The 18,557-nt window shown below is 69.1% G+C and carries 15 protein-coding genes and 1 riboswitch; of the genes, 9 read left to right on the plus strand and 6 right to left on the minus strand.

The genetic code is table 11. The annotated features are described in order from the left end of the window. Nucleotides 1–2 precede the first annotated feature (2 nt). Together P0M04_RS28645 and P0M04_RS28650 are read right to left on the minus strand one after the other, a co-directional pair. Nucleotides 3–1,307, minus strand: coding sequence for an NAD(P)/FAD-dependent oxidoreductase (locus P0M04_RS28645; RefSeq protein WP_259450958.1), 1,305 nt, complete (start codon nucleotides 1,305–1,307; stop codon nucleotides 3–5). A gap of 79 nt (nucleotides 1,308–1,386) precedes the next feature. Further along, nucleotides 1,387–1,887, minus strand: coding sequence for a hypothetical protein (locus P0M04_RS28650; RefSeq protein WP_259450957.1), 501 nt, complete (start codon nucleotides 1,885–1,887; stop codon nucleotides 1,387–1,389). Nucleotides 1,888–2,065: 178 nt separating this feature from the next. Between P0M04_RS28650 and P0M04_RS28655 the strand changes: the two genes are divergently transcribed. The 3 genes from P0M04_RS28655 to rhlE1 all read left to right on the plus strand — a co-directional run bounded on the left by P0M04_RS28655 (nucleotide 2,066) and on the right by rhlE1 (nucleotide 5,786). After that, nucleotides 2,066–2,737, plus strand: coding sequence for a hypothetical protein (locus tag P0M04_RS28655; RefSeq protein ID WP_259450956.1), 672 nt, complete (start codon nucleotides 2,066–2,068; stop codon nucleotides 2,735–2,737). Nucleotides 2,738–3,025: 288 nt separating this feature from the next. Beyond that, nucleotides 3,026–3,130: riboswitch (TPP riboswitch) on the plus strand. Continuing rightward, complete coding sequence (locus tag P0M04_RS28660; RefSeq protein WP_371877359.1) at nucleotides 3,092–4,489, plus strand: D-amino acid dehydrogenase; 1,398 nt, start codon at nucleotides 3,092–3,094, stop codon at nucleotides 4,487–4,489. Its footprint overlaps the riboswitch before it by 39 nt. Before the next feature lie 40 nt (nucleotides 4,490–4,529). Further along, entirely contained in the window at nucleotides 4,530–5,786 is a 1,257-nt protein-coding gene (rhlE1, locus tag P0M04_RS28665; protein ID WP_259450954.1) for an RNA helicase RhlE1, read from the plus strand. 75 nt (nucleotides 5,787–5,861) lie between these two features. On the opposite strand, the gene P0M04_RS28670 is transcribed toward rhlE1, so the two are convergent. Further along, nucleotides 5,862–6,359, minus strand: coding sequence for a GNAT family N-acetyltransferase (locus P0M04_RS28670; protein ID WP_259450953.1), 498 nt, complete (start codon nucleotides 6,357–6,359; stop codon nucleotides 5,862–5,864). Further along, nucleotides 6,356–9,046, minus strand: coding sequence for a bifunctional acetate--CoA ligase family protein/GNAT family N-acetyltransferase (locus P0M04_RS28675; RefSeq protein ID WP_259450952.1), 2,691 nt, complete (start codon nucleotides 9,044–9,046; stop codon nucleotides 6,356–6,358). Before P0M04_RS28675 ends, P0M04_RS28670 begins: the two co-directional genes overlap by 4 nt. An 88-nt stretch (nucleotides 9,047–9,134) precedes the next feature. Here P0M04_RS28675 and P0M04_RS28680 point away from each other — a divergent pair, with 88 nt between their 5' ends. Then, nucleotides 9,135–10,085, plus strand: a complete 951-nt coding sequence (locus tag P0M04_RS28680) for a cation diffusion facilitator family transporter (RefSeq protein WP_259450951.1) — start codon at nucleotides 9,135–9,137, stop codon at nucleotides 10,083–10,085. On the opposite strand, the gene P0M04_RS28685 is transcribed toward P0M04_RS28680, so the two are convergent. Next, nucleotides 10,082–10,417, minus strand: coding sequence for a hypothetical protein (locus tag P0M04_RS28685; protein ID WP_259450950.1), 336 nt, complete (start codon nucleotides 10,415–10,417; stop codon nucleotides 10,082–10,084). The genes P0M04_RS28680 and P0M04_RS28685 overlap by 4 nt on opposite strands. Before the next feature lie 150 nt (nucleotides 10,418–10,567). Between P0M04_RS28685 and P0M04_RS28690 the strand changes: the two genes are divergently transcribed. The 5 genes from P0M04_RS28690 (at nucleotide 10,568) to P0M04_RS28710 (ending at nucleotide 16,150) form a co-directional block, all read left to right on the plus strand. Next, nucleotides 10,568–10,933, plus strand: a complete 366-nt coding sequence (locus tag P0M04_RS28690) for a hypothetical protein (protein ID WP_259450949.1) — start codon at nucleotides 10,568–10,570, stop codon at nucleotides 10,931–10,933. A 66-nt stretch (nucleotides 10,934–10,999) separates the two neighbouring features. Then, complete coding sequence (locus tag P0M04_RS28695) at nucleotides 11,000–11,335, plus strand: hypothetical protein (RefSeq protein WP_259450948.1); 336 nt, start codon at nucleotides 11,000–11,002, stop codon at nucleotides 11,333–11,335. Next, complete coding sequence (locus P0M04_RS28700) at nucleotides 11,335–12,708, plus strand: TolC family protein (RefSeq protein ID WP_259450947.1); 1,374 nt, start codon at nucleotides 11,335–11,337, stop codon at nucleotides 12,706–12,708. Before P0M04_RS28695 ends, P0M04_RS28700 begins: the two co-directional genes overlap by 1 nt. Then, the gene (locus P0M04_RS28705; protein WP_259450946.1) at nucleotides 12,705–14,072 is read left to right on the plus strand and encodes a multicopper oxidase family protein; all 1,368 of its coding nucleotides are present in this window, start codon (nucleotides 12,705–12,707) and stop codon (nucleotides 14,070–14,072) included. Before P0M04_RS28700 ends, P0M04_RS28705 begins: the two co-directional genes overlap by 4 nt. A gap of 95 nt (nucleotides 14,073–14,167) precedes the next feature. Then, entirely contained in the window at nucleotides 14,168–16,150 is a 1,983-nt protein-coding gene (locus P0M04_RS28710; protein WP_259450945.1) for a TonB-dependent receptor, read from the plus strand. On the opposite strand, the gene P0M04_RS28715 is transcribed toward P0M04_RS28710, so the two are convergent. Beyond that, nucleotides 16,131–18,536: a heavy metal translocating P-type ATPase gene (locus tag P0M04_RS28715; protein ID WP_259450944.1), complete on the minus strand. Its 2,406-nt coding sequence runs from the start codon at nucleotides 18,534–18,536 to the stop codon at nucleotides 16,131–16,133. The two genes, P0M04_RS28710 and P0M04_RS28715, sit on opposite strands and share 20 nt — an antisense overlap. Nucleotides 18,537–18,557: the final 21 nt, after the last annotated feature.

Below are 18,557 nucleotides of genomic sequence, written 5' to 3' on the forward strand. Positions count from 1 at the left end.
CTTCAGTGCAGCTTGACGAGCGGCGTCGTCCGCCGGATCAGGAAGCGCGCGAACGCCATCAGGCCCGTGCGCAGCGACCCCAGCACGGCCTGGTGGTGCATCAGGTGCAGGCTCATGTACATGATGCGCGCCATGAACCCTTCCACGAACAGGCTGGCGCCCCGTAGCGAACCCATCAGGTTGCCGACCGTCGTCTCGCGGCCGATCGACACGAGCGAGCCGTAGTCGCGGTAGACGTATGGTGCCTGCTGCGGCGGTTCGCCCTTGTCGAGGCGCAGGAATGTCTTGAGCAGGTAATCGGCCTGCTGGTGCGCGGCCTGGGCGCGTGGCGGCACGGCTTTTCCATTGCCGTCCATGCAGGCGGCGCAATCGCCCAGCGCGTACACGCCAGGCACGCCCTTCACCGCCAGGTGCGCATCCACGTCGATCTGGCCGCCCTTCGTGACGGGCAACCCGAGCGCACCGAGGAATTCCGGCGCGCGGATGCCCGCGGCCCACACGCACAGGTCGGCCGGATAGACGTTGCCCTTGTTGTCGCTGACCTGTTTCTGGTCGATGCGGTTCACGCGGCAATCCGTCACGACGCGGATGGCGCGCTGGTCGAGCAGGCGCGCGGCCGCGTCGGACACGCGCTCCGGCAACGGCGCCAGGATGCGCGGCGCGCCTTCGAGCAGGGTGATGCGGACGTCGCGCCTGACCTGCAGGCGGCGGAAGCCATAGGCGGCATAGACGCCGGACGCTTCGCGCAATTCCGCCGCCAGTTCGACGCCCGTGGCGCCGCCGCCGATGATGACGATGTCGAGGCCGGAGCCGGCCGTACCCTCCTCCTTCTGCTGCTCGGCCTGGGCGAGCAGGCGCAGCAGGCGCAGGCGGAACCGTTCCGCGTCCTCGGTGGCATTCAGGGAAATCGTGTGTTCGCGCGCGCCGGGCACGCCGAAATAATTCGACGTGCTGCCGACGGCGATCACCAGCGAGCGGTAGCCGAGCGTGCGTTCGGGCAGCACTTCTTCGCCGTCGCTGGACGCGGTGACGGGGGCGATCGTGATGCGGCGCGCGGCGGCGTCCAGCGCCGTCATGGCGCCGTACACGAAGGAAAAGCCGCGGTCGTGCGCCAGCATCTGGTACGACAGGCCTTCCTGGTGGATATCCAGCGTGCCGGCCGCCACCTCGTGCAGCGACGGTTTCCACACGTGGTACAGCCGGCTGTCGACCAGCGTCACCTTGTCCGGTCCCAGTTTGCGGCCCAGTTTGCAGGCCAGCTCCAGCCCGCCAGCCCCGCCGCCCACGATCACGATATCGCTCTGCAAGCCTGCCTCCGTCGGTCGCGCCCGTTGCCGGGCAAACGCAGGCAGTTTACTACGGGGTGGCGAAACCACCCGGCACGGATCAGTCGTGGCCGCGTCCGTGACCCTTGCCGTGACCGTTACCGTGGCCGTTGCCATGACCATTGCCGTGGCCGTGACCGCGGTCCCAGTCGCCGCCGTGGCCGCGGTCGTCGCGGTACTCGACGCGCTCGACGACGCGCACTTCGCGCGGGCCGTCGCGGTAGCCGACATGCTCGCGGTAGCGCGGCACATACGTGTTCGTGTACCACTCGTCGCGCACGAACAGGACCGGACGGCCGCAGGCGCCGTAGCGGCCGCAGAACTTGCCCCAGTGCTTGCGGTGGCCCGGCGGCACGCGCAGGTAGACCGGTTCCGCCACGTAATGCGGCGCCGGCGTGATGATCACCGGCTGCGGCGCGTACACGACGGGACGCGGCACGTAGTCGCCGATGTCGATGCGACCATAGAAGCCGGGCTGGCCAATGCTGACGGAGACATTGGTCTGGGCCAGGGCCGGGAGGGAAGCGGCGCACAGCGCCACGCCGAAGATCAGGGCTTTCATAGGATGACCTCGTTGTAATGTTTTACCGAAGTTTATCAAATGAAATCATATGCACAATTGGCTGCAACACCTGCTTACATTGTCGTTCCGGGCGGGATTACAACAGACCGGAGCGCAACATTTCCACTGCAGCAACCGCCCCGCTACAATCGCGGCCTCAACCACTGAAAGGTCATCGATGTTCGCGAAATACACCGTGCTGGCCGCGGCCGCCCTGCTGGCGGCGGGCACCGCCAACGCGCAAGTCGGCGTAACGGCCGATCTCGGCACCACCGGCGTGGGCTTCCACGTCGTCGTGCCGATGGAAACCTATTTGAACGGCCGCTTCGGCGCCAACTACTTCCGCCACAATTTCGACAAGACCTCCGACGGCGTCGATTACGATATCAAGGGCAAGCTGCAGACGATCGACGTGCTGTTCGACTGGTACCTGACCGAAGGCAGCAGCTTCCACCTGACCGGCGGCCTCGTCTACAACGGCAACAAGTTCAATGCGAAAGCGAAGCCGAACGGCCTGGGCGGCTACACGCTGAACGGCCACGCCTACACGGCGGCCGACGTGGGCCTGCTGACCGGCCGCATCGACTACCGCAAGGCCGCGCCCTACCTCGGCATCGGCTGGGGCAACGCACTGGCGCGCGCGTCGCGCTGGACCACCAACGTCGATCTCGGCGTGTTCTACCAGGGCAATCCGAACGTGACGCTGACCAGCGTCGGCTGCAAGACGTCGGACACCGTCTGCAAAGCCCTCGCCAGCGACCTTGCCGCCGAGCGCCTGCACCTGCGCGACGACGTGGACTCGCTCAAGCTCTATCCCGTCGTGCGCGCGAGCATCGGCTACCGGTTCTGACGGTTCGAGCGGCGCGCCGCGTCCCGCGGCGGTGCGCTACGATGCGGCCATAGGAGGCCCATCATGAACCGCCATCACGCACGCTTGAGCCTACTGCTCCTCGCCTGCCTCATGCTGGTGGCCTGCCAGGACCGGCGTGAACCGGTGAAACCCACCGTCACGCTGGCCACGGCCACCCTCGCCGTCACGGCCTGACCGCGCGCCCGCCGCGCGGCCTGCCCCGCTTTCCGGCCCCGTCCGCGGGCCGGCGCTCCTCTGCAACCTCGTGGTAGAATCCTCGCTGCCATAAGGCAACGCTAGGGGTCCTGCAGCCGCCACCGCGGCCGCGGGTGAGAAACACCCTCCGAACCTGATCTGGGTAATGCCAGCGAAGGGAAGCATGCGGAATCCGGTCGCGCACCGGCTCCGGTTCTCTTTGCCGGCTCCACCCGTCGTACCCACGAGGAGCCGCATGCATCATCCCGTTTTCAATCGAGTCTCGCCCCCATGAACGTGATCGTCCTGGGCGCCGGCGTCGTCGGCACGGCATCCGCCTGGTACTTGCGCGAAGCCGGCCACGACGTCACCGTGATCGAGCGCCGGAGCGGCCCCGCGCAGGAGACGAGCTTCGCGAACGGTTGCCAGATCTCCGTCTCGCACGCCGAACCGTGGGCCACGCCGGCAGGCCTGCTGAAGGTCGTGCAGTCGCTCGGCCGCGCGGATGCGCCGCTGCTGTTCCGCCTGCAGGCCGACCCGCTGCAATGGCGCTGGTGCCTGCAATTCGTGCGCGAGTGCGCGCCCGGCCGCGTGGCCGCCAACCTGCGCCGCATCGTCGCGCTGGCCGAATACAGCCGCCGCAGCCTGCAGGCGCTGCGTGCGCGCCTTGGCATCGAGTACGACGGCCTCACGCGCGGCATCCTGCACTTCTACACGGACGAACGCGAGTTCGAGCGGGCCTGCCACGCGGCCGCCGCGATGCGCGACCTGGGCTGCCCGCGCATGACGGTCGACGCCGATGAGGCCGTGCGGATCGAGCCGGCGCTGGCGCCCGTGCGCCGCAAGCTGGTCGGCGGCGACTTCACGGCCACCGACGAATCCGGCGACGTCCACCGCTTCACGACGCAGCTCGCGGCACGCGGCGCGGCGGCCGGCATCCGCTTCATCTACAACACGACGGTCACGCGCCTGCTGGCCGAGGGCGACCGCATCCGCGGCGTCGAAATCATCGATGCGGACGGCCGCCATCGCGTGCTGCATGCGGACGCCGTCGTCGTCGCGCTGGGCAGTTTCTCGGTCGGGCTGCTCGCACCGCTGGGCATCCGGTTGCTGATCTACCCTGGCAAGGGCTATTCGGCCACCTACCCCATCCTCGACCGGGATGCGGCGCCGACGGTCTCGCTGACGGACGACGGCCACAAGCTCGTCTTTTCCCGCCTCGGCGACCGCCTGCGCGTGGCCGGCACGTGCGAACTGAACGGCTATACGCGCGACCTGAACCCCGTGCGCTGCGACGCAATCACGCGCAGGGTGCGCGCACTGTTCCCGGATGCCTGCGACTACGACAATGCGACGTACTGGGCCGGCCTGCGACCGCTGACGCCGTCGAACGTCCCGTACATCGGCCGCACGCGCTTTTCCAACCTGTACCTGAACACGGGGCACGGTACGCTCGGCTGGACGATGGGGTGCGGGTCCGGGCGGGCCATTGCGGACATCGTGTCGGGGAGGAGGCCGGAGGTGGACTTCGCATTTACCGACGGTTTGCGGGCGTAGCGGTTACACTGTCGCCTTTCAGGAAACCGCCACTGCCACCATGTCGTTCGCATCGCTCGGCCTGATCGACCAGATCACGCGCACCCTCGCCTCGCTGTCCTACAACACGCCCACCGCCGTCCAGTCGCAGGCGATTCCCGCCGTGCTGGCCGGCCGCGACGTCATGGCGGCCGCCCAGACGGGCACCGGCAAGACGGCCGGCTTCGCCCTGCCCCTGCTGCAGCGGCTCGTGATGGACGGCGTCCAGGTCGCGAGCAATTCGACGCGCGCGCTGATCCTCGTGCCGACGCGCGAACTGGCCGAGCAGGTGCACGAAAGCGTGCGCGCCTACGGGGCCGGGCTGCCGCTGCGCACGATGGTCGCGTATGGCGGCGTCAGCATCAACCCGCAGATGATGCGGCTGCGTAAGGGCGTCGACGTCCTCGTCGCCACGCCGGGCCGCCTGCTCGACCTGCAGCGCCAGAACGCCGTGCGCTTCAACCAGGTGCAGACGCTCGTGCTGGACGAGGCGGACCGCATGCTCGATCTCGGCTTTTCGCGCGACATCGACAACCTGCTCGCGCTGCTGCCCAAGCGCCGCCAGACCCTGCTGTTCTCGGCCACGTTCTCCGACCCGATCCGGGCGCTGGCGACCAAGCTGCTGGTCGATCCGGTCAGCATCGAGGCCTCGCCGCGCAACACGACGGTGAAGGCGATCCGCCAGTGGATCGTCCCCGTCGACAAGAAGCGCAAGCCCGACCTGTTCCTGCACCTGCTGAAACGCCACGGCTGGCCGCAGGTGCTGGCGTTCGTCAAGACCCGCAAGGGCGTCGACCAGCTCGTCGACCTGCTCGACGCGAAAGGCATCGCGGCAGATTCGATCCACGGCGACAAGCCCCAGCCCGCGCGCCTGCGCGCGCTCGAGCGCTTCAAGGCGGGCGAGGTCCGCATACTGGTCGCGACCGACGTCGCCGCGCGCGGCCTCGACATCGAGGAACTGCCCGTCGTCGTCAACGTCGACCTGCCCATCGTGGCGGAAGACTATGTGCACCGCACGGGCCGCACGGGCCGCGCGGGGGCGTCCGGCGAAGCGGTGTCGCTCGTGTGCGCGGACGAAGTCCAGCAATTGGCCGCCATCGAGGCGCTGACGAAGCAGGCCTTGCAACGCACGGAGGAAGCGGGCTTCGAGCCGGAGCATCGCGTGCCGCAGACGAATGCGGCCGGGCAGATCGTCAAGAAGCCGAAGAAACCGAAGAAACCGAAAGGCGCCGACCGCGACGCGCCGGTCGTGCAGGAAGACGTGCGCTTCCGGCGCTGACCGGATTTTACGTGACGCAAGCGGGAAAATAATCGCGGTTCGGCACGAGGCCGGAGGCCGGCCTCATACCTCCAGTCAAAGCTCCCGGTACATGATGTGAGCGTCGACGCAGCCATGCACGATGTGATCGAACGCCTTGGGCACGGTCCCGATAACGGCAAAGCCGAGGCTTCGGTAGAGTGCGAGTGCGGGCTGATTGCTGCCGAGGACCTGGTTGAACTGCATGGCCCGAAAGCCTGCAGCCTTCGCCGACGCCATGCAGTGTTCGACCAGTGCCCGGCCAACGCCCCGGCCACGTGCGTGTTCGCCGACCAGGAAGGTAGCCGTGGCGATGTGCGAGCCGCGCCCGGGCATGGCTGGCCCATAGCGGTACATGCCAAGCACCTCCCCGTTGCCGCAGGCGAGGACGCAGCCCCTGGCCGCCAGCCATATGTGATCGATCATGTGTTCATCGATGCCGTCGATGAACGGCAGTGCGCTGCCCTCTTCGCACACCGATTGCAAGAGTCCAAGCATGGCACTTGCATCGTCACGTGTTGCCGGTCGCATTTCCATATTGTCTTTCGATCTCACCGCAGCTCCAGCCAGAACTTCCTCACGCCCTCGTCCTCATCGACCGGCCCGACGGTGAACCCGAGCTTGCGCACCAGGCCGATGACGGGCGCGTTCTGCGGCAGCGCCTCGCCCACGATCTCGCGCGTGCCGCGCGCGCGGCAGTACGCGATCAGCTTGTTCATCAGCATGACGCCCAGCCCCTTGCCCTTCAGGTCGGACCGCACCGTCACCGCGAATTCCGCGCTCATGTTGTCCGGGTCGGCCACGACGCGGGCAACGGCCAGCGTCTCGGGCTGGCCGTCCGGGCCGGTGCGCGTGGCGATGAAGGCCATCTCGCGGTCGTAGTCGATCTGCGTGAAGCGCGCCAGCTGCGCCGGCTGCAGCTCGCGCACGCGCACGAACATGCGGTAGCGGACGTCGTCCGGCGTGAGCGCGTTGAAGAACGCCACGTGCGCGGCGCCGTCTTCCGGGCGGATCGGCCGCAGCAGGATCGTCCCGCCCTGCCACGGCACGACTTCTTCCAGTTCGACCGGATACGGGCGGATCGCGAGCCGGTCGAGGGCGTTGCCGGCGCGGTCGGCCATCGCGATGCGCATGCGCGCGTCCAGCACGACGGCGCCGTTGGCGTCGGCCAGCAGCGGGTTGATGTCCAGCTCGACGATCTCCGGCACCTCGGCGATGAGCCGCGCCACCTGCACCAGCACGGCGGCGATCGCGTCCAGGTCCGCGGCCGGGTGGTTGCGGTAGCCGGCCAGCTGGCGCGCCACGCGCGTGCGCGAGATGAGGTCGCGCGCCAGTACCGTGTTCAGCGGCGGCAGCGCGACGGCGTGGTCGTTCACCGCTTCCACCGCGAGGCCGCCCTGGCCGAACAGGATCACGGGCCCGAACACGGGGTCGGTGGCGGCACCCGCGATCAGTTCGTGCGCTTCCGGATTGCGCGCCATCGCCTGCACGATGAAGCCGTCCAGGCGCGCGTCCGGCCGCAGCTCCGCGAGGCGCTTCGCCATGCGTTCCGTCGCGGCGCGCACGGCTTCGGGCGTATCCAGGTCGAGCGAGACGCCGCCCACGTCCGACTTCTGCACCACGTCCGGCGACAGGATTTTCACCGCGACCGGATAGCCGATCTCCCCGGCCATCGCCACCGCCTCGTCCGGCGTCGCTGCCGCGCGCGTAGGGACGGTGGGGATGCCGTAGGCGTCCAGGATCGCCTTCGTGTCCGGATCGTCCAGCAGGTAGCGGCCCGTCCTGCGGCCCCGTTCCAGCGCCGCCCGCACGAGGTTGCGCGCGCGCTCGCGGTCCGGCTCGCCGTCGCCGACGGAGTCAGGCACTTCCATCAGCAATTGCTGGTTGCGCCGGAAGTGGACGATCTGCAGGAAGCCGTTCACCGCCGCTTCGGGCGTGCGGTAGGCCGGCATGCCCGCCTCGTACGCGATCGTGCGCGCCTCGCCCACCGATTGCAGCCCGAGCCAGCATGCGAGCACGTTGCGCGACGACGCCTTTACCAGCGGCGCCACGGCGCGCGCCACGTCGGCCGGGTCGACGACGGCGTTCGGCGCGTGGATCAGCACGACGGCGTTCGCCTGCGGGTCGTGCAGCAGCACATCGACGACGTCGCGGTAGCGCTCGGGCGGCGCGTCGCCGCGCAGGTTCAGCTCACCGGTGCCGCTCCATTCGGGCACGAGGTCGCGCAATTTCGCCACCGTCTCCGGCGCCAGTTCGGCCTGTTGACCACCGCCGTATTGCAGCGCGTCGCTCGCCAACACGACGGGGCCGGCGCCGTTGCCGAGGAGCGCCAGCCGCTCGCCGAACAGCGGCTTCGCGCGCGCCAGCGTCTCCACGGCCGCGAACAGCTGGTCCGTCGTGTACACGCGCAGCATGCCGGCGCGGCGGATCGCGGCGTCGTAGACGTCGTCGGGCCGCGCGAGCACGCCGGACAAACAGGCGCCGGCCGTCGCCGCTTCCAGCGAACGCCCGGCCTTGAGCATCAGCGTCGGCTTGCTGCGGGCCGCCGCGCGCGCGGCAGACATGAACTTGCGGGCATAGCGCACGCTTTCCGCGTGCACCAGGATGGCGGACGTGCCGGGATCGCTGGCCAGGTAATCGAGCACGTCGCCGAAGTCGACGTCGGACGATTCGCCCAGCGCGAGGATCGTGGAAAAGCCGACGTTGCGCGTGCGCGCCCAATCGAGCACGCCCGCCATCAGCGCGCCCGATTCGGACACGAACGCGATCCGCCCCGCCGCCGCGCCGCCCACGGCGATGCTCGCGTTCAGGCCGATGCCGGGCGCCAGCAGGCCGGAGCTGTTCGGACCGAGGATGCGCAGCAAATACGGGTTGGCCGCATCGAGCATCGCCTGCTTGATGCTGCGGCCGCGCAGGTCGCGCGCCGTCGACACGCCGGCGCTCATCACGATGGCCGCGCGCGTCCCCAGTTCGCCGAGGCTGCGCACGATGCCGGGAATGGTGGACGGCGGCGTGCAGATGATGGCCAGGTCCGGCGCTTGCGGCAGGCGCGTCACGTCCGGCCAGACCTGCAGCCCGTCCAGCGCCTCGTACTTCGGGTTCACCGGATACAACTGGCCCCGGAAGCCCCCTTCGCGCAAATTGCGCAGCATGGTCGCGCCGACACTCCCCGGACGCTCGGACGCGCCGACGAGCGCCACCGACTTCGGGGCAAACAGTTGCTTGAGATTACGTACGCTCATCCACCCGCTCCCAGCCGTGCAAGCCGCTCCGCATGGATTGGCTACACTTGGTTCGACATAGACAAGATGATATCAGCGCTCACACACCATGACGGAAACACACGAGAAAGAAACTGGAGAAGTCAGCGGCTCGCGCAAGGTGATCTACGCGGCGATCCTCGCCAACCTGGGCATCGCCGTCGCCAAGTTCATCGTCGCCGCCATCACGGGCAGCGCCGCGATGCTGGCCGAGGGCATCCACTCCGCCGTCGACACGGGCAACGAATTCCTGCTGCTCGTCGGGGAGCGCAACAGCGCAAAGCCGCCCGACAAGCGGCACCCGTTCGGCTACGGCAAGGCCTTGTATTTCTGGGCCCTGCTGGTCGCGCTGTCCGTCTTCTCGCTGGGCGGCGGGCTCTCGATCTACCACGGCATCACCGCGCTGCGCCATCCGGAACCGCTCGAGGATCCGATGTGGAACTACGTCGTGCTGGGCGTATCGGCCTGCTTCGAAGGCTATAGCTGGAACGTGTCGCGCAAGGCGTTGAACAAGCGGCGCAAGACGGGTGCGTCGCTGTGGCAGACGGTCCACGCGAGCAAGGACGCCTCCGTGTTCACCGTGTTCATCGAAGACACGGCCGCCCTGCTGGGCCTCGCCATCGCGGCCGTCGGCATCGCGCTGGGCCAGGTGTTCGACAGCCCCTATTTCGACCCGGCCGCGTCGGTCCTGATCGGCCTCCTGCTCGTGGGCGCCGCGTTCGCCCTTGCGCGCGAGACGGGTGCGCTGCTGGTGGGCGAAGGCATCGGCACCGACGCCACGCGGCACGTGTGCGAGATCCTGCGCGACGATCCGTCCATCGAGGACGTCGGCAAGCTGCTCAGCATGCAACTGGGGCCGGACGAAGTCCTGCTGACGGCGGCCGTGCGGTTCAACCGCGGCATGCGCATCGACGAAGTGGAGGCGGCGATCGAGCGCCTGGAAAAGGCCGTGGCGGCCGTGTATCCGGCCATCCGCCACATCTATTTCGAATCGGGTGCGCTGCGCTCGGCGATGCGTTAATCGGCCTTCACGACGGGCAGTGCCCGGAACCGCGGCGAACGGGCGCGGAACTCGCGCAGCAGGCCGTCGACGACGGCCGCTGTGTGCAGCCGCAGCACCGCCGGATCGGGATTGCGCTTTGCCACGGCGAACAGCGCGGTGCATTCGGCCAGCTGCGCCAGCGCCACCGCGACGCCGTCGCGGCCCGGCATGACGCGCGCGCTGGAGAAGTGCGGGCGACAATGCCGATCGAGGCCGAACGAGCCTTGTACGAGGCGATCCACACCCATGTCGAAAATCACCCGGTCGATGACTTGCGCGGCCCGCTCGCCCACTTGGCGCTGGCTGCGCATAGTCCGTGTCGCGAACATCCGCCTCAACATCCCGTTCCCGTTTGTTCTACTTGTAATATCAATATGCTAGCACGTGTAGCCAGTCTTGCATCACTTATTGCACCCTGGATGCATCGAAATGCAACAGTCCATCGTGCTAGAATGCGGTCGATGAACACCGTAATGCGCGCGCTGATCGTCTGGCTGCTGTTGCTGGCCCTGCCCTTCCAGGGGCTGGCCGCGGCACGCATGCTGCCGTCCACGAGTGCGCCGGCCGCGATGACGGTCACGCACGCCGCGCCGATGGCGAAGAGCTGCCACGAGATGATGGCCGCACCCGCGGCGGACCACGGCGATCATCAGCACAAACACCGCAGCGTCTGCGGCGACTGCTGCGTCGTCGTTGCGCTCGTGCCCGTGCCGCTGGTCCCGCCGGCGTTCGCGCCACCCTCCATCGCCATCCCGTTCGACGCCGGCCACCTGGCCAGCGCCGATCCGACCTTGCCCGAGCGCCCTCCCCGTCACCTCGTCGCCTGAACGCCCGTATCACACCGCCTGCGCCGTGCGCGGCGGTGCCATTCACGCATTCGCAACGAGGACGACATGAAACGATCCATCCATCACTACGCCCTGGCCATCCTGCTGGGCGCCGCCGGCGCGCACGCCGCCGCACAAACCGCTTCCGCCGGCGTCGCCGATCCGCAGGCGCCAGTGCCCCGGACGCAGGCCCGGCCAATCATCGATTACCGCACCGAACCCGCGCCCGCCGCGTCCATGTCTGCGCCCATGGCGGGCCACGACCATCACGCCGGGATGGACATGGGCGGCGGAGACAAGAAAGGCATGCAGTGCATGAAAGGCGACAGCAAATGCGGCTGCTGCGCCGATATGAAGATGAAGGATGGCGGCTGCTGTTGCGACCACAAGGAGGCAAAGTGATGCCGCAGGCACGCTTTTGCGTACCCGCCGCCGCACTGGTCCTGCTGGCCGGCTGCGCGACGGTCACGCCGGATGGCGGCTTCGGCGACGTCGCCGCAACGACCCGGTCCCGCATCGGCACCACGCCGGAACTGGTGCGCAACGGCGCCGGGCAAGGGGCGCTGGCCGCATCGCTGCGCGACCTGCCCGTGTTCAGGGAAGGCCGTCCGCTGGACATGGACACAGCCGTGCGCATCGCCCTCGTCAACCATCCGGGCCTGCAGGCCACGTATTGGAACGTCGGCATCGCGCAGGCCGACCTCGCGCAGGCATCCCGGCCCCGCAATCCGTCGTTCGACTTCACGCGGCTCGCCGCCGGCGGCGTCCTCGAGATCGAGCGCGGCATCACGTTCGATCTCGTCGGCCTCCTGACGACGCCGCTGGCGGCCCGCATGGAGACGCGCCGCTTCGAGCAGGTGAAACGCGACGTGGGCGCCGCCATCGAACGCCACGCCCTCGAGACGCGCACGGCGTGGGTGGAGGCGGTGGCGAGCCGGCAGGCGCTCGAGTACGCGCGCCGCGTGCGGGCGTCCGCCGAAGCCGGTGCGGAACTGACGGGCCGCATGGCGAAGGCCGGCAACACGAACCAGCTCGAACTGGCGCGCGAACAGGTGTTCCTGGCCGAAGCGGCGCGCGACGTCGCGCGCGCGGACAAGCGTGCGACAGCCGCGCGCGAGCGCCTCACGCGCGCGCTCGGGCTGTGGGGCCAGGACGCGAACTATGCCCTGCCCGACCACCTGCCCGACCTGCCGCCCGCGCCGGCGGAACTGCCGGACGTCGAACGCATCGCGCTGGCGCAGCGCCTGGACGTGCGCGCGGCACAGGCCGAGGCGGCCGCCACCGCGGCGGATCTCGGGCTCACGCGCACGACGCGCTTCATCAACGTGCTCGATCTCGGGGTCGCCAACAAGACGCAGACCGGCGAGCCGACGGAACGAGGCTATTCGCTGTCGCTGGAACTGCCGCTGTTCGACTGGGGCGGTGCCCGCGTGGCGCGCGCCGAGGCCACGTACATGCAGGCGGTGAACCAGGTCGCGCTCGTGGCCGTCACGGCGCGCAGCGAGGCACGCGAAGGCTATCTCGCGTACCGCAACGCGTACGACGTGGCGCAGCATTACCGCGACACGATCCTCCCCCTGCGCAAGAAGATCGGGAAAGAAGTCCTGCTGCGCTACAACGGCATGCTCGCCAGCCCGCACGACCTGCTGGCCGATGCGCGCGCACAGGCCGAGGCGGTCGGCGCCTACATCGAGGCGCTGGAAGCCTTCTGGACCGCGCACGCCGAGCTGGAAGCGACACTCGGCACCCGACTGAACAAGGAAAAAGCAGAATGACCACCCGTCGAAATTTCATCACCGGCGCGGCCGGCGCCATGGTCGGCGCCTCGCTCGTGTCGAAGGCCGGCGCGGCCGCCATTCCGGAAGCCCCGGTCCAGTCGTCGCCCGCCACCCAGCCGCCGCTGCATCCGACGAGCGGCCGGCCGTACAACCCCGTCGTCACCCTGAACGGCTGGAGCCTGCCGTGGCGCATGAAGGACGGCGTCAAGGAATTCCACCTCGTGGCCGAACCCGTCGTGCGTGAGATCGCGCCCGGCATGAAGGCGAACCTGTGGGGCTACAACGGCCAGAGTCCGGGACCGACGATCGAGGTCGTCGAAGGCGACAAGGTGCGCATCTTCGTGACCAATAAACTGCCGGAGGCGACGACGATCCACTGGCACGGCCAGATCCTGCCCAGCGGGATGGACGGCGTGGCGGGGCTCGTGCAGCCCGCCATCGCGCCCGGCAAGACGTTCGTCTACGAATTCGTCGCCCGTTACGCCGGCACCTTCATGTACCACCCGCACAGCGACGAGATGACGCAGATGGCGATGGGCATGATGGGCTTCTGGGTCACGCACCCGAAGGACCCGCGCCGGCACGCCGTCGACCGCGACTTCGTGTTCCTGCTGAACGCGTACGACATCGAGCCCGGCAACTACACGCCGAACGTGAACACGATGTTGGACTTCAACCTGTGGACGATCAACAGCCGCGCCTTCCCCGGCACGGACCCGATGGTCGTGCGCAAGGACGACAAGGTGCGCATCCGCATGGGCAACCTGACGATGACGAACCACCCGTTCCACATCCACGGCCACCGCTTCGAGGTGACGGGCACGGACGGCGGCTGGATCCCGCCGTCCGCGCGCTGGCCCGAGGTGACGGTCGACATCGGCGTGGGCCAGATGCGCGCCATCGAATTCGTCGCCGACAACCCGGGCGACTGGGCGTTCCACTGCCATAAATCGCACCACACGATGAACGCGATGAGCCACGCCATGCCGAACCTGATCGGCGTCGACCAGGCCGGCGTGGCGAAGAAGATCAACGACCTCGTGCCGGGCTATATGGTCATGGGCGACAAGGGCGGCTCGATGGGCGGCATGCACATGGCGCTGCCGGAAAACACGCTGCCCATGATGGCGGGCCGCGGCCCGTTCGGCGACATCGAGATGGGCGGCATGTTCACCGTCATCAAGATACGCGAGGGACTCGCGCGGGGCGACTACCGCGATCCGGGCTGGTACAAGCACCCGGCCGGCACGGTGGCGCACGAGTGGACGGGGCCTGTGCCCGACGCGGTCAGCGCACCGGGGGCGCCGGCGTCCGGGGAGGTCATCGGGACCGCCAGGCGGGGTGGGCACGAGGGCCACTGACCGTCCCGTCACGCCCATCGGGGCGTTGGTCACACAGGCCGCCCGCTGACGCCGGTCGTCTCCGACAATCCGGTTCGCCAGATTGAAAGGACACCGTGACCAAGCCCCATTATGCCGCGCTCCTGCTCGTGCTCGCCGCGCCGTCGGCCCGCGCCGGGGATCCGCCCGCCCCGACCGTGACCGTCTCTGCAAAAAAGGAGGCGGTGGTAAAAAAGATCGACAAGACCGTCTACGACGTGTCGAACGACCCGCGCGCCGCCAACGGCTCCGCGCAGGACGTGCTGCAGTCGACGCCCGAGCTGACGGTGACGGCCGACGGCCGGATCGCGGTCAAGGGCAATACGCAGGTCACGGTCCTCGTCGACGGCAAGCCGACGGCACTGCTGTCCGGCGCCGGCGAAGACCGCGCGGTGGCGCTGCAGACCATGAGCGGTGCCGACATCGCGAGCGTGGAAGTCATCACGAATCCGTCCGCCGCGCAGAACGCCAACGGCGGCGCGATCGTGAATATTGTCCTGAAGCGCAACCGCAAGCCCGGCGCGCACGCGCAGGTCCAGGGCAGCGCCTCGGACCAGGACTTGTGGAATGCCGGTGCGTCGGGCGACGCGACGCGCGGACGGTTGAGCGTGCACGGCAACCTGGCGGTTCGCCATGACGGCACGCGCAAGGTTCGCCGGTCGGCCGTCGACTGGCGCAATCCATTCACCGGCCAGGCTGGACAGACGGTGCAATCGTCCGAGGTGTTCGTCCGCCGCGTGGTCGACAGCGCCGCGCTGGGCGCCGACTATGCGCTGACCGACACGGACAGCATCAGCGTCTCGGCGCGGCACAGCCGGCGCCGTTCGCATCCCCTGTTCGATGTGCTGGGCGAGGAGCGCGAAGGCGGCATGGAGACCATCCATCACCGCATCTCTTACGGCCCCAACGAGCAGTCCGACGCCAGCGCGAGCCTGACCTACGGCCGCCAGCAGGACGGCGCCGCGCTGAAGGCCTCGCTCCAGCACAGCACGACGGATGCGCTGGTCGACAAATCCTACCGCGACGTGTTCGTCACACCTGCGCGCGCCACCGCATACAGCCGCGGCGCAAGCAGGTCGGCGCGCCGCCTCGACCAGGCCACGGTCGACTGGACGCCGGGCCAGTGGGGCCTGGGCCTCGACATCCAGCGCAAGTCCGACGATATCGGCAACGTCCAGGCGGCCGTCGATCCCGCGACAGGCGCCGAGACTCCGGACCGCGGCACGACCAATGCGTACGTCGTGACGACGACGTCGGCCGCGGCGTACGTGACCGACCGGATCGTCTCCGGCAAATGGGAAGCGCTGCTGGGCGGACGGGCCGAGCACACGGCGGGCCGGCGCGCGTTCAATCCCAGCCTGCACGTGAAATACGCGCTGCGCGACGACACCGACCTGACGCTCGGCTACCGCCGCAGCCTGCAGCTGCCCGACCCGCGCGACCTGAATCCGTTCACCACATATGTCGACGCGCAGAACCTCAGCCGGGGCAATCCGGACCTCGGACCGCAGCGCCTCGGGTCATGGGAGGTCGGCGTGAACAGGGAGACGCCGCACCTGACCGGCAGCGCCGGCGCCTTCTACCGCACGGGCCGCGATACCGTGGTCGACGCACGCAGCTTCGAACACGACGTGCTGGTGACGTCGAAACGGAATGGCGGCGAGGCCCGCGCGGCCGGCATCACGGGCTCGCTGGACTGGAAGCCCGGCGGACCGCTGCAGCTCGGTGCGGACGGCGGCATCTACCGCGTGGTGCTCGACCAGGAGGCCGTCGCGGGCTATGTCAACGTCAGGGTCGGATACGGCGACATGTCGCTCGACGCGCACGCCCAGTCGGCCGGCATCACGCCGCAGGGCCGCTACGGGCCGACGAGCAGCGTGAACCTGACGTGGAAGCATGCGCTGAGCAAGACATTGAGCCTGACGGTCAACGCCAACGACATCTTCGACGGCAGCCGGCGCGCGTATCGCATCGACACGCCCACGTTCCACCAGGCCGGATTCGACCACTTCGTCGCCCGGCGCGTGTACGTGGGTGTCGTCAAGCGCTTTTCGCAGTGACCGGATAGCCGGCCGCCGCGATCGCCTCGGCGATCTTGTCGAGGTCCGCCGTGCTGTCGATTTTCACCTTCTTGGTCGGCAGGTCGACTTCGACCTTCGCATCCTTGTCGAGGGCCTGCACGGACTTCGTGACGCGGCCCACGCAGTGGCCGCAGCTCATGTCTTCGACGGTCAATTCATACATCGTGTGTGCTCCTTGGGGTTGGGTTGAGATGGTATCGGGTGCGGGCCGCGGCGCCGGCTGCCAGCGCCGCAGCAGCAGCGCATTGGTGACGACGCTGACGGAACTCAGCGCCATCGCGGCACCGGCCAGCACGGGATTCAGCAGGCCGAGCGCGGCGACCGGAATGCCGACGACGTTGTAGACGAAGGCCCACACGAGGTTCTGGCGGATCTTGCGCCACGTGCGGTCCGAGATGTCGATGGCGTCCGCCACGAGCAGCGGGTCGCCGCGCATCAGCGTCACGCCGGCCGTGTGCAGCGCGACGTCCGTGCCGCCGGCCATGGCGATGCCGACGTGGGCCGCGGCCAGCGCCGGCGCGTCGTTGATGCCGTCGCCGACCATGCCGACTTTACGGCCTTCCGTCATCAGGCCGCGCACGACGTCCGCCTTGTCCTGGGGCTGCACCTGCGCGACCCAGCGCGTCAGGCCGAGCGTCTGCGCAACGGCGCGGGCGCTGCCTTCGTTGTCGCCGCTCAGCATCATGCTGTCCACGCCCAGGTCGCGCAGGCGGGCGATGGCGGCGCGGCTCGTCGCTTTCAGACGGTCGCCGAACGCGAGCACGCCCTCGACTGCGATGCCGCCGTCGTGTTCACGGGCCAGCCAAGAGACGGTGCGCCCGTCCGCTTCGTGGCGTTCGGCCGCGGCCACCAATGCGGCAGCCGGGGAACCGGCGCCGATGTCGTCGAGCAGCCTGCGGTTGCCGAGCCAGACGGTCGCGCCCTCCACGCGGGCACGCACGCCGCGGCCCGGCAATGCCGCCGCTTCCGTCGCGGCGGGTGCGGTCACGTCCTGCGCCGCCGCGAGTTCCGTCACGGCCCGCGCCAGCGGGTGCGCACTGCCCTGCTGCACGGCCGCGGCCAGCGCCAGCAGCCGGCTCGTGTCGTTGCCCTCCAGCGCCACGACGCGGGGACGGCCTTCCGTCAACGTGCCCGTCTTGTCGAACACGACCATCTTGAGGGCGTGCGCCGTCTCCAGCGCTTCCGCGTCCTTGATGAGGATCCCGTGCCGTGCCGCCGCGCCCGTGCCGACCATGATGCCCGTCGGCGTGGCGAGACCCAGCGCGCACGGGCACGCGATCACCTGCACCGCGACGGCGTTCAGCAAGGCCTGCTGCCAGTCGCCCGTGGCCAGGCCCCAGGCCAGCAGGGTGATGAGCGATATCAGCAGCACGACGGGCACGAACACGGCACTGACCTTGTCGACGAGGCGCTGGATCGGCGCTTTCGCCGCCTGCGCATCCTCGACCATGCGGATGATCCGGGCCAGCATGCTGTCCGCACCGACCGCGGTCGCCTCGACGAGCAGCAGGCCTTCGCCATTGACGGCGCCGCCCGTCACGCGGTCGCCTGCGCCCTTCGCCACGGGCAGGCTTTCGCCCGTCAGCAGCGCTTCGTCGAGGTGGCTCGCGCCTTCCACGACCTTGCCGTCGGCCGGCACGCGTTCGCCCGGCCGCACGACCATCAGGTCGCCGGCGCGCAGGGCGTCGAGTGCGATGACGGTATCCCGGCCGTCGCGGCGGACGATCGCTTCGGACGGGCGCAGCGCTTCCAGCGCGCGGATCGCCGCGACGGTCTGGTGCTTCGCCCGGCCTTCCAGCCATTTACCGAGCAGCACGAGCGTGATGACGACGGCGGCCGATTCGAAATAAAGGTGGCCGTGGCCGCCCGCATTCAGCAACTGCCAGACCGACAGGAAGTACGCCGCCGACGTGCCGATGGCCACGAGCAGGTCCATGTTGCCCGCGCCCGCCCGCAGCGCCTTCCAGCCCGCGCGGTAAAAGCGCGCGCCGAGCCAGAACTGGACGGGCGTCGCCAGCAACAGTTGCAGCCAGCCGGGCAGCATCCAGTCGATGCCGAACGGCGCCAGCAGCATCGGCCCGATGAGTGGAAGGCTGAGCAGCGCGGCCAGCGCGACGGGCCACCACGTGGGCAGGCCCGGCGCCGTCTCCGCCTTCGCCGTTCCGGTCGGCCTCGCCGCATAACCGGCCTGCTCGACGGCGGCCAGGATGGCCTGCAGGTCGAGCCCCTCGCCCTGCACGGCCGCGCGTTCCGTGGCCAGGTTGACGCTCGCGTCGCGCACGCCCGGCACGGCCTTGATCGCCTTTTCGACGCGCGCCACGCAGGATGCGCACGTCATTCCGCTGATGTCGATATCGATCGCCATGGGTATCCTCCTGTCATTACC

The sequence above is a fragment of the Telluria mixta genome, from assembly GCF_029223865.1.
Lineage (GTDB): Bacteria > Pseudomonadota > Gammaproteobacteria > Burkholderiales > Burkholderiaceae_D > Telluria > Telluria mixta.